10 protein-coding genes and 1 riboswitch are annotated in these 12,660 nt (G+C 35.4%); of the genes, 4 read left to right on the forward strand and 6 right to left on the reverse strand.

All coding sequences use genetic code 11. The features are described from left to right. Positions 1-54: 54 nt before the first annotated feature. Both pgmB and BKP35_RS01790 read right to left on the reverse strand, forming a co-directional pair. Positions 55-702 carry a beta-phosphoglucomutase gene (gene pgmB, locus BKP35_RS01785; RefSeq protein WP_071311672.1) on the reverse strand — a complete coding sequence of 216 codons (648 nt, stop codon included), beginning with the start codon at positions 700-702 and terminating at the stop codon, positions 55-57. A 318-nt stretch (positions 703-1,020) separates the two neighbouring features. Further along, on the reverse strand, positions 1,021-3,030 hold the full coding sequence (locus BKP35_RS01790) for a DUF4179 domain-containing protein (protein WP_071311673.1): 2,010 nt from the start codon (positions 3,028-3,030) through the stop codon (positions 1,021-1,023). A gap of 222 nt (positions 3,031-3,252) precedes the next feature. On the opposite strand from BKP35_RS01790, the gene BKP35_RS19310 reads away from it, so the two are divergent. The 3 genes from BKP35_RS19310 (at position 3,253) to BKP35_RS19315 (ending at position 4,308) form a co-directional block, all read left to right on the forward strand. Continuing rightward, complete coding sequence (locus BKP35_RS19310) at positions 3,253-3,396, forward strand: hypothetical protein (RefSeq protein ID WP_169819118.1); 144 nt, start codon at positions 3,253-3,255, stop codon at positions 3,394-3,396. Positions 3,397-3,676: 280 nt separating this feature from the next. Next, complete coding sequence (locus BKP35_RS18825) at positions 3,677-3,877, forward strand: aspartyl-phosphate phosphatase Spo0E family protein (protein ID WP_420534783.1); 201 nt, start codon at positions 3,677-3,679, stop codon at positions 3,875-3,877. Between the two features lie 124 nt (positions 3,878-4,001). Further along, positions 4,002-4,090, forward strand: a riboswitch (cyclic di-GMP riboswitch). Positions 4,091-4,140: 50 nt separating this feature from the next. Then, positions 4,141-4,308, forward strand: coding sequence for a hypothetical protein (locus BKP35_RS19315; protein WP_169819119.1), 168 nt, complete (start codon positions 4,141-4,143; stop codon positions 4,306-4,308). A gap of 154 nt (positions 4,309-4,462) precedes the next feature. Here the strand turns inward: BKP35_RS19315 and BKP35_RS01795 are convergent, their stop codons facing one another. From BKP35_RS01795 to ppsA, 3 genes are all read right to left on the reverse strand, one after another. Then, on the reverse strand, positions 4,463-6,235 hold the full coding sequence (locus tag BKP35_RS01795) for a S8 family peptidase (RefSeq protein ID WP_071311674.1): 1,773 nt from the start codon (positions 6,233-6,235) through the stop codon (positions 4,463-4,465). Between the two features lie 290 nt (positions 6,236-6,525). Beyond that, positions 6,526-7,812 (reverse strand): MBL fold metallo-hydrolase, encoded by a 1,287-nt coding sequence (locus BKP35_RS01800; RefSeq protein WP_245741831.1) that lies wholly within the window; start codon positions 7,810-7,812, stop codon positions 6,526-6,528. A gap of 244 nt (positions 7,813-8,056) precedes the next feature. Next, on the reverse strand, positions 8,057-10,405 hold the full coding sequence (ppsA, locus tag BKP35_RS01805) for a phosphoenolpyruvate synthase (RefSeq protein WP_071311675.1): 2,349 nt from the start codon (positions 10,403-10,405) through the stop codon (positions 8,057-8,059). A 639-nt stretch (positions 10,406-11,044) separates the two neighbouring features. On the opposite strand from ppsA, the gene BKP35_RS01810 reads away from it, so the two are divergent. Continuing rightward, complete coding sequence (locus BKP35_RS01810; protein WP_071311676.1) at positions 11,045-11,404, forward strand: RNA polymerase sigma factor; 360 nt, start codon at positions 11,045-11,047, stop codon at positions 11,402-11,404. Positions 11,405-12,343: 939 nt separating this feature from the next. Here the strand turns inward: BKP35_RS01810 and BKP35_RS19320 are convergent. Continuing rightward, on the reverse strand, positions 12,344-12,514 hold the full coding sequence (locus BKP35_RS19320) for a hypothetical protein (RefSeq protein ID WP_169819120.1): 171 nt from the start codon (positions 12,512-12,514) through the stop codon (positions 12,344-12,346). Positions 12,515-12,660 lie beyond the last annotated feature (146 nt).

Genomic DNA, 12,660 nt, shown 5'->3' on the forward strand with positions numbered 1-12,660 from the left:
ATTAAACTATTAAAAGGCAACCGTTTGCACACTTTTTGTTAAAATAAAGGCTAGTTATTTTTCTAACCTATCTAGCGTCATTTCTGCTAACGAACTAACAACATCATTTGCCTTATAAAGCGTTTCCTTAGAACCAACACCAACAACACGCATACCGGCACTCAATGCCGCCTCTACCCCAGACACTGCATCTTCAAAAACAACGCAAGCACTTGGTTCTACTTTTAAAGCTTCTGCTCCTAATAAGAAAACTTCGGGATCCGGTTTTGCTTTAGAAATATCTGTTCCATCAATAATAACATCAAACATTTCCATTAAACCTATTCGCTTTAGTATTGTTTTTGCATTTTTACTAGCTGAACCTAAGGCGATTTTCACACCTACTTTTTGAAGTTCTGTTAAAAATTGTGTTGTTCCTGCTAATATTTCTTTATCATCCATATGAGCAATGAGTTCAACGTACCACTCATTCTTCTTTTTAGCTAATTCTTCTTTACGGGCTTCATCTAATTGTACTCCACCGATTTCAAGTAAAATATTAAGTGAATCCATCCGACTAACGCCTTTTAGCCTTTCGTTGTCCTCTTCACTAAAATCAAACCCTAACTCGTTAGCTAACCGCCTCCAAGCTAAATAATGATACTTCGCAGTGTCGACAATCACACCATCTAAGTCAAAAATACAAGCTTTAACTGGTAACAATATAATCCCCCTTTATAAAATATGTAATTTCCATCTACATTTTACTCCACAACGGTAAAAAAAGAAAGCGTTACATATGAGTTTTCTATTCTGTAACAATATTCCCTCGTATCTCTAAAATATTTACCATTTTACAATGTTGAGGGCCTCAGGGCTATCCATTTCTATTGAAGTTGTAAAAACAGGACTGATTTAAAAACACGTCTTTGCTTATTTTAAACCAGTCCAAAAAAACATTATTTATCACTTTTTTGAATTTCATAACCATTCGCAAACTATATATTGCGTGATATGGCTCATTTTTGGTAATTATGAAATTCACTCACTTAAGTTTATTTTTATTTCTTCATCAATTATTTTAGAAGTTGTATAACCGTGAATCATAAATTTATTTGGGAAATTTAGATCTTCTATTTCATCAATATTAAAATCTTCAAAATAAAACTCCATCCGTTGTTCAGTAGTAATATAGCGCATATTATAAAAGTCATATATGTTAGCACTTTTGAGGACTTCTTCATAATCACTAAAACGATTACCTTCACTATCGACATAAATACCTTCAGAAGACATTCCCCACCGAGATATTCCATCCCAACTAAAACTATAATAGTCTGGATGTAAATCAAAATGGAAACTATCATAGCCGCGATTTTCGTCTTCTTCCTCTTTGAGAACGATCGCAAATGGGTTTTCTAGCTTAACGTCCGCAAAAGTAATTTTCGTATCGAGAAAATCAATTTCCATCGGTAAACTTTCAATGTCAATTTCGACCTCTTCATTAACATTATGTTGAACGACAAGTCGCCCTAAAAACAATTGAAGCTCATTCGGTTGATCATAATAAATCGATTCAAAAGGAAACGTGCGTACCCACCGATTTGGGCTAACACTTTCGTAACGCCACCTGTCTAGAAAATAATCTGGTTGATACCTTTTTCCGTCGCCTTCAATCTTAGTAAAATGTAAATCTTGATAGTGGTACTCATCTTCGGTGCCATTTAAAGGCTCAAGCTCATATACTAAATAAGTTCCGGTTGGTCTCACTTCTAAAACATCGAAGTATACTTTATGATCTTCTACCTTAATGGTTTGATCTACATTTATCGTCTTTGCTTCATATTTTTTTATCGGTACTTCTAAAACCCATTCACCTGAAATAAGTTCTCGATCTTGAAAGTGTCTTGCTTCACGATCCCATAAGTCTAACCCTTTGTTCATTTGTTCTAGCTGGTGAAATCGAATTGTGATCGTTTCTTGATCGTTTTTAATAGGTGGTAAAAATAGGCGACCTTCACTTATTTCATCTTCAGATAAATACCTTAGAAATGTTCGAGGCTGACTGTGAATGTCACGGGCATTACCGTCCCATATATCTGTTTCAAGAACTTCAAACCTATCTGAATGAAATTCAGTGACGTAGTGGTACTTATCATCAATATCACTAACTTCATAAAAAATGATCGTTTGCATATCATCTGCTGCAACTTGTGTGACGGTAATCTCAATATCTTGATCTATCGCAGTTACATAAACATTTTCTCCATACCCGACTGTTTCCGCTGTCCAAACTTTCCACCTCATACCTAACTCGCCCACACCAATGGAACTTATTAAAATACCGACCAAAAAAATAAAACTAACTACCGATGTAAAAAAAAGTTGTTTCCGTTTCTTTCCCTTTATTTGTTTTTCCGTCAATGGTTTGTTTGGCTCTAAAAAATAGGGTGAAGGCATTAAATCGTTCCCTAATAGTTGTAATTCATTCATAACACCGATCAGTTTTTCTAATAGCTCTCTATACCATTCGTTCTGTGATAGTTTATCATTCACAAGCTTATATTGGTCAAAACTTAGTTTTCCTTCATGATAGTATAAGAGATTATGTATCGGAATTTTACTATTTTGTTCGGATGAGTTGATAACAAGCTGTTCGAATCCTCCAACTAAATGATCTATCACAGAATCCTCCCGTAAATTTAAAAACTGGGCGACCTCGTCATTACGAAAGTTAAGGATATATTTTAAATAAACACAATATCTTTCTGTTGCTTTTAACTTAAATAGTTGTTTTAAACTATCATTTCCAACAATTAATTCGGCTGATTTTGTCTCTTGTGATAAACATTCCTTTATAAAAGTATTGATGAATCTTTCTTGAAATCGGCCATCGATGGTTTGAAACTCATCTTGCAATAATTTAATTGTTGTAAAAACAGCATTTTCAACCTTCTCTTCATTAACCAAAAAAACATACCCTAGCTTGTACAAGAAAACTTTTTCTTGTTTAGCCCAATCAAAGATGAGTTCTTTACTATTATCAGCCACTGCATACTCTCCTATCTGAGTGAATTTCATAAATACCTAAAAAGAGCCTTATCAAACTATAAGTAGTTGCGAACGACTTAACGCAACTACTTATAGTTACTTAATGGCGATAATATTGAATTATGAAATTCATTAAATAATATAAAATGTCGATTTTACAACATGAAAATTTAAAGAAAGGAAATAATATGGAATATCATAACATAAAAGAGGTGTTAAAAATTGAAAGAAATCAAAAAAGAAAATATTAATGTAAACGAAAAACAGCGAACTGACGAAGAACCCGACGTCAAAATCAAATACGATGTTCATACCCCTGATGAACGCGACCCCCAACCAAAATCATACGACGAAATCGAATATTAGTAGAAAAGCTCAAGCACCTTGGGAGCTTCGACAAGCGTTGGAGGGCAAGCAACGTTTTGCCTCCTCATTGATTTACATCATGTATAGGCAAAATCTTGATGGACCGAAACGCTCGAGAAGCTAGGTGCTTGAGCTGGACATAGAAAAGCTCAAGCACCTTGGTTTACCTTGTTGATCATTGTCGATTCTAATAATCATTTGACGAACTCGTACTATAAATAGGGGTTTATGACTAGTTTTAGCGAAACTGTTTAATTTTCTTGGATTTTGTTGAATAATAATGAAAGAAATAAAAGCTTGTTTCACAGCAGTTTTAAGGAGTGACCGAAAGGCAATGTTAAAATTAGTCATTGAAAAAAAACGAATGCAAATGATTTATTTAGCTAACATCACAGGACTAACTTCAAAGAAAACGGTAAAGTGTAGTCAAGAGTTAGACGATCTACTTAATTTAGTACAAAACGTCAGTCAAGCACAATAATTTGCTGTGAATTTAGGCGCTTTCTTCTTACAAACGTTCATAAAAATTGTGACAAATTCATCAAGTTTACTATTTTATTGTTGATAAATAATGATTAAAAGAATATAATTTATCTAACATAAATCGTACGAAAGGGCAAAACCATTGAAAAATGGTGACGCAAAGCTACAGGGGCTTCATTGAATAAATTTAATATGCCAGCCAGTTTCCGAACACGAACCTCCGTCGATTTATGTATTTTTATTATCGAAGGAGGAAACATAATGATGCAACAATTTAATGACATGCCCAATTTTGACCTAGGTTATGAATTAATGGTCAGGCAAATGGAAGGAAACACCTTAACTGAAAACGAAATGAAACTTTTACAACATGTAACATCAGTTGTCGACAGTCAAATTGAAGAACTACTACAAACCATCCAAATATAAAGAAAACTCGCCAATTGGCGAGACTATAATGAAGATTGAGACCGACTTTTGCCGGTCTCCTTTTCTTTTTTTGCGAGAAACCATTGCAAGAGCATGTCGCTATTAAGCGCACACAAGCGCTTCTTTAATTATTGTTAATCTACAATTATTTTTCTTAATTATTTTGTAGCGTTTGAAGAGCTCTTAACACATTAATTTCACCATATCCATAGTAAGGGTCCAAACCTTCAGGCCCTATATCATTAGCGGTTGAACGAATGATGTCAGCTACTTCATCATTTGATAATTCTGGACGTATTGAACGAATTAGCCCCGCTAAACCAGCAACATGAGGAGCAGCCATTGATGTACCGGACATCATTACGTACGAGTTATCAAGAAATGTACTCGGGATATGTTCTCCTGGAGCAGTTACCTCTATATGGTTTCCAAAATTTGAAAAAATGGCTTTATGACGCTGATTGTCAACCGCTGAAACAGCAATGACTTCATCGTAGGCTGCTGGATACATCGGAGTTTCGACATTGTCATTACCAGCTGCAGCGATTAATACAACATCATTTTTATATGCATAGCGGATCGCATCATGCATAATCCTTGAGTTAAAAGTATCACCTAAGCTCATATTAATAACTTTTGCCCCATTGTCCGTCGCCCACCGAATTCCATTTGCAACTTCAAATGCCGTACCCTCTGCATCTTCATTTAACACTTTTACAGGTAAAATTGGGTTGAACCAAGAAACTCCAGCAATCCCAATATCATTATTTGTCATTGCAGCCGTAATACCAGCAACATGCGTCCCATGACCATGTTCATCATAAAACTCACCATCGTCTTTAAATGCGTTATACCCCTTTATGATGCGTTCTTTTAAATCTTCATGCTCTGGGTCTGCACCACTATCCAATATTGCTATCGGTATATCTTCTGAACCACTAGTAATGTCCCATCCAATTTCAGCAAAAATTTGCGTCAAATTCCATTGATAAGGTTCAAAAAACTCATCATTAGGAAACTCTCCGTCTCTTCTTACAAACGGTTCCTGTTGTTGCTTTGTGTAAAAGTAATTTGGTTCTACCGCCTCTATTTCTTCCAACAAGCTTAGTTCATATACTAATTGCTCTGTTGGTCTTGTCTCATCACAAACAACATAGTAAGGTCCTCCATTTTTGACGAGAGCTAAAGGAGAATGCTTAATCCATTCATCACCATTAACCCCATCTACGAAGCTTAATACAACTTCATGATCTACGTAATCTGGTTCTACCTGCTTTTCTTCATCTGATGAAACTACAATTTTCCAACCTAATTCAGGGACACTTTCAACTGCACCAGCTGGTCGAATACCATCTCCTTCAAAATCTACATCAACCTCATCCCCGCCAATAAATAAATTTCCGTTTGCATCTGCTACATGTGCTAAATCACGTACATATTTTTTGACAAACGATAAATCAATTTCACCTACAACTTCTTTTCCCTCGTCAATTGAACAACTCATTAGCATATACTCATTTCCTGATTTCGTGTACGGATCAGAGCTTTTAATTTCTTCAAAAGAATGGACGATTTTTTCCACATCAATTTCATCCATCTCCCCAGCGATAATTTCAACTTTCCCATTATCGACTAGGGCAAATGATTCAAAATGATGGTGTTCAATTAACTCTTCGTTGAAATTTTCTAATAGTTCTTCATTTGAAAGATCTTTTTTACTCCAACGAATTAATTGATTTTTCAGCTGATCAATAAACATTGACGTTGTATATGAAAGATCTTCTGCCATGATTTTGTCGAATGCTTGCATTTGTATCGGTGACATTTCTGTTTGACCATAATACTCTTCTTGGCCATGGTCATTTACATACCAAATTGAGATTATACCTATCAATACTATGCTAAAAAGTGTTGCTAAACGACGCATATGAGTACCCCCTAACGTTAATCATACATATCGTTAGGATGCCACTTTTGTATTGTAAAATGTAAAATTGACGAATGTAAAATTATTGAAGTTGCCTCCGAAAGTATCTTTTTTATAAATCAATGAATTTCATAATTCATTATTCTCGCCACTAAGATCAATATATAGTTGCGTCAAAACCATTCGCAAACTATATATTGCGTGATATGGCTCATTTTTGCTAATTATGAAATTCACTCAAATAACAATTTTTTGATATTTATTTTCTATTTTAAATTTTACATTCTAAATTAACCTACACACGCTTTCCCTTCTGCTTTTATCTCTCTTAATCTTCCTGATCCGATACCGTTTATTCTCGTTAACTCATTTATGGATGAAAATGGCCTTAATTCAATAAGTTGCTTAGCCCTTTCTTCACCTATTTGAGTTATATTTTGTAACTGTTCTAATGAGGCATTGTTTATGTCAATACATTCTCCTGAAGTAAGAGGTGACTTTTCTTCTTCATCTTCGCTGTTAGTCACATGATCATTTTCTTCTTTTGGTAAAGTTACAGCTTCGGGATCGACAGTATACGTTTTTCCATCCGTTGTGATAATAATCGTGCCGTTACTTACCGTACCGTAAACAGGAATATCCATCATATATAACCTTTCAATGACTTCTCGGTGAGGGTGTCCGTATGAATTGTCTGCCCCTGCAGAATAAATTGTTATGTCAGGATCGACTGCTCGCAAAAATTTTTCAATATTTGATGTGCTTGATCCATGGTGCCCTAACTGGAAAATATCAGCTTCAACCAGTTCATTTCTTTGCAACATCGCTTCTTCAGTTTGCTTTTCAGCATCACCCGTAAATAAAAACGACACTTCACCGAAAGTGGCCACTAAACTAATACTATCTTCATGCAAATCACCACTAAGTGTTACAGGGTTAATAACATTAATGAACAGAGAGCCAATTTGAAACTCATCTCCAGACCTTGGCTCATAATAATCAACCTCATGTTCAATAATTGCATTTATCACACGTTCAAACGTTCTCGTCGTATGAGTACTTCCTGACATCCATACTTCTTGAACTGGGAATGCCTCTAGTACTTTATCTAATTGCCCGATATGATCAGCGTGCGGGTGTGTTCCAACCACCAAGTCGAATTTAGTAATACCAATATTTTGTAAATAAGGCACAACATCATTACGATCATGACGACCTGCATCGATAAGAATCGTAAAATCAGGACCTTGTAACAGAGTAGCATCGCCTTGACCAACATCAATAAAGTGAATATATGCCCCGCCATCTATTGTTTCATTTCTACTTGTTTCTTTTTTGCCATTAGATTCTTCTTTTTCCGATTTGTTTTCACTAATCGTTTCATCACGTTGTTGATTTTTTTCTTCATTTACACTCGTCCCAACACCTTCGTCAATTATTTGTGCTTCATCGTGAGATTCTTCCACACAACCACTTAATAAAAATAATATAGATACGAGTGAAACGATAATGTAACGACTATAGTTCACATTTTTGAACCTAGCCGCTACGGCTGACATTATAAAAAAACTTAACATAAAAAATAAAATAATGATCTCCCCTTTAGTCTAAGCTGTTTCCTACCATTCATATTGTTCTCGAATCTCAGAGGCTCGTTCACGAAAGTATCCACCTTTTTCCATACAAAACCTCAAGGTCCTAACCAACTAACCACTAACCAACAAACCAACTTTCCCACACAAAATGGCTATCCATAAATGTCAAACCACCTCACCATATAAAGATGTGAGGTGGCTGACACTATTATAGGATAGCCATATTTTATAGTTTACGCAATTTATTTAAAATAAGTTTTTGTTCTACTGAGGCGATTAACCTTCTTGTATAGGCAATCGTATCAGGGTTGACACTAATACTATCTATTCCAGCTTCTACTAAAAACTCTGTAAGTTCAGGATAAAGTGATGGCCCTTGCCCACAAATCGAAACCGTTTTACCATGCTTATGAGCTGCTTCGATTAACATTTGAATCGCCCGTTTCACTGAAGGACTTCTTTCATCAAAGTAACCCATACTATTTAATATGCCAGAATCGCGATCTGCCCCCATAATTAACTGTGTTAAATCATTACTTCCGATACTAAAACCGTCTACAAGTTCTGCAAACTGTTCTGCGTCAAAAATGACAGAAGGTACTTCAGCCATAATCCAAATTTTAAATTGATTGTTTTGAACTAATCCTTCTTCAGCCATGATCTGCTTTACTTTTACAACTTCCCAAGGGGTACGTACAAATGGAAGCATAACATTAACATTTGTTAAGCCATATTCTTCACGAACTTTTTTGATTGCTTGACATTCAAGCCTAAATCCGGCTTCGTAATCTGGTGAAATGTACCGAGAAACACCTCTCCAACCGATCATTGGGTTGGCCTCATCTGGCTCAACTTCTTCTCCACCTGTAAGTCCACGGAATTCATTAGAACGAAAATCGCTTAGTCGAACGACTAAAGGTTTTGGATATAGTACTTCAGCTGCAGTTGTAATAGCATCAGACATACCGTCAATTAATTTTTCCTCTTGTCCTGTTCTAACTAAATACATCGGGTGAACACCAATATTCGTAAATATAAATTCAGTTCTCATTAACCCTATACCATCAAACGGAAGGTTCTTATATTTATGAATTAATTCTGCTTCTCCTAAGTTCATATAAACTTTTGTTCCAGTAACTGGGGCAAGTTGTGCAAGCAAAGCTTCATCAATAGCCGTTTGAGTACTCGTTGCTGCAACTTCTTGCTTCGTTTCTTGTACTAAATTGCCACTATATACAACTCCACGAGTTGCATCTACAGTGATTTCCATTTCATCTTCTAACGATTGTGTAGCCGTATTAGCACCGACAATACAAGGAATCCCTAACTCTCTTGAAACGATAGCTGCATGGCACGTACGTCCACCTTCATCCGTGACGACAGCTGCAGCTTTCTTTAGCGCAGGAATCATATCTGGATTTGTCATCACCGTTACTAAAATATCTCCTTTTTGAACACGAGTAATTTCACTAATATCTTTTATTTTTCTTACTATGCCACTTACCATACCCGGTGAAGCCGCTAATCCACGTACAAGTGGTCGACGATCTACTTTAGTATCTTTCACTTCTCCATCTTCCTCCTTTAATGTAGTAATCGGCCGAGCTTGTAATATATATAATTCTTTCGTATCACTATCAAGCGCCCACTCAATATCCTGGGGAGCATTATAAATTTCTTCGATCCTTAAACTGCTAGTACACAAATGACTAATCTCTTCATCTACTAAACATTGAGATGTTACTTGTTCATATCCTAAATAATCTTTCACGGCAACTTCAACTGCACCAACGGCTTCTTTATTTTTAACGATAAGGACGTTTTTCGTCGCAATTTGCTTTTCATTAACAGTTAGCGTTTTTTTATCAACTAAATATTCATCAGGGGTAACTATGCCTGATACTACAGCTTCTCCTAAGCCCCATGATGCATTAATCATAATTTCATTACGATTATTTGTTACAGGGTTTGCTGTAAATAACACACCTGCCTTTTCGCTATTTACCATCTTTTGAACCACTGCACTTAAGGAAACCTCAAAGTGATCGAAACCTTGATTTTCACGATAATAAATGGCTCGTGCCGTCCATAAAGAAGCCCAACATTTTTTGACATGTTTAATGACTTCATTAACGCCACAAATTTCTAAATACGTGTCTTGTTGCCCAGCAAAAGATGCTTCTGGTAAATCTTCAGCAGTAGCCGAACTGCGAATAGCTACATCAGGATCATCAACACCTACCAATTCACTAAACTGACTGTATGCTTCACGAATTTCTTTTTCAATGGACTCTAGCATGTCTGTTTTCTCAATTAAGCTTCTTATTTGCTGAGACCTCATTTGTAACTCTGCTGTATTTTCATAATCAATGCAATTAGTGATACTATTTATCTTTTTATTTAAATCTCTTTTTTCAATAAAGTCACTGTATGCGGTTGCCGTCACACAAAAACCAGGAGGAACATTAACACCTTTTTGCGTTAACTCACCTAAATTTGCCCCTTTACCACCTACTAATGAAATGTCCTTTTTATCTATCTCTTCAAATAAGCGAATGTACTGAAATTGTGTCAAGTTGTTTCTCCCCTTTAACGATTAATTAATATTAGTATATCATAATCATTTAATTAGTACATACTAATTAAATTGTTTTCATAAATATGTTACATTATATAAAAATACATGAAATTATGATCACAATTTTTGTACAAATATACATTTGATGGTTTGTTAGTTTGTAAATTAAAATCATTAATAATTTAAACTCGCTTATTTTATTATTTCCTTGTTGTCTTATAATGGTTATAAAGTTGATTACAGTAAAAACATTTTCGTCAATGTCTTTAATTGTGAGGAAGATACTGTCAATTCAATAATCTCTTTACTCTAGCACCTAATAGAAAAATAGTTTTCTATAGGAAAGGCGCAAGCGCCTTGATCAGCGAAGCAACTTCTTCGAATTACTCCTTGAGCTTTGCAGCGAGGAAGTTGATTCAAGTAGAAGCCTCGCTGGAGCTAGACAGCTTTCCAAGTTTTAATGCTTTCTTACCTTTTATAAAAATAGGAACTCACATCTTACTATCGCTTCTCCCTTTTTTGAGAAAAAAATAAGTTAGCTAAAACAATTAAAAAAAAACTAAAAAAATGTAACTTTTTTTCACGTCATTTCGTCTAAATATCGAATTTTTTACAGTACGGAAGGTGGTGGTTCATTTGACCGAAAAAAATAGTAGAAACGGAGAATTGGAAGAGTGGTATAACCTTTACAGCGATGCCGTCTTTAAATATATTTGCGTGATGACTCGGGATTACCAACAGGCTGAGGATTTGACCCATGAGACCTTTATTAAGGCCTATAACAACTATGAAACGTTCCAGCGCCAGGCAGAAACGAAAACGTGGCTGTTCCGAATTGCTCATAATGTGACCATTGATTTTCTCAGGAAGCGTAAGCCACTACGGATCATAGAAAACCTCCTGCAAAATAAGAAGGACTCTACCCCTCTTCCGGAAGACATGCTTCAAATGAAGGAAGAGGCGAGGGCACGCTGGTCAAAACCACTGATAAACTAGCGTGAATTCCAGTATCTGTTAAACGCGTTGGTCAAAAGCATAGATAAACGAGTATAAATTCCAGTATCTGTTAAATACACTGACCAAAACCACTGATAAGCGAGTGTGAATTCCAGTATTTGTTAAACGCGCTCGTCAAATCAACTGTATGGTATAGGGTGACGCCAAATAACTTCTCTTCTCAGCTCAAACAAAAGAAGAGAAATCCAAAGCTTCAAAATGAGCATTCTGTTCTCTCTTTTACTGCGCATAATCCCCATATTGCACACTATATCCGTGCACCAATCGACTTATTGATACGTAGATTTTCACATAAACTGTAATATCTGTGCATCAATCGGCATTTTGTTGCGTGAGTTTTACAGAATCTGTAATTTCTGTGCATCAATCGGCTTATTGATACGTGCATTTTACAGAAACTGTAATATCCGTGCATCAACCGGCTTATTGATACGTAATTTTTACAGAAACTGTAATATCCATGCATCAATCGGCTTATTGATACGTAATTTTTACAGAAACTGTAATATCCATGCATCAATCCGTGTTTTGATACGTACATTTTACAAAAATTGTAATACCCATACTTCAATCCATGTTTTTACTGTGTGAATTTTAAAATAGTGTAATCCAGGTGCATCCATCACAACTTTATTACACAGTCCCCCCATAATACGTACTACCTAGAGAATACAAACTACTGCACAATCCCCCAGACTGTTCACTTTGTGATCTATAATAATAAACGCATGCGATAACTTTGTGAAATCGCATGCGTTTTAATTGCGAATAGCCTGTTTGCACCTCTGAGGTAAACCTGATAATATATGATCAAGGCATTTCCTCTGTTAGATATACTTTACATACAATACGCTAATGCGGTTACCGCAACCATCTAGGATAAAAAGTACTAAAACAAGTCACATCATATTAATATTTTTATAATCTTGAATTTTTCATTTCGTTCATTTTTTCATTTCTAGTATTTTGCTGAAACTTTTCTAATAGCTCTTCAGCCATTTGCCTTTCTTCTTTAGAGTTCCAAAAACTTCTTTTTTGTTTAGCTAGCACTTTAATGAGAAACTTTTTCTCTTTTAACGTAAGAAGCATGATTTCATCTTCCTTTCGTAATAGTAAATCATAGGTTTTCAATTTTATTCTTATATAAAATTGTAGCAAAAATTTTTTTCTTTGTCTTAACTTAAGACCTCTAAATCAATAATGTTACGAAAACTGGGGAACAAAAAAAACCAAGC

The organism is Anaerobacillus arseniciselenatis, assembly GCF_001865995.1.
Lineage (GTDB): Bacteria > Bacillota > Bacilli > Bacillales > Anaerobacillaceae > Anaerobacillus > Anaerobacillus arseniciselenatis.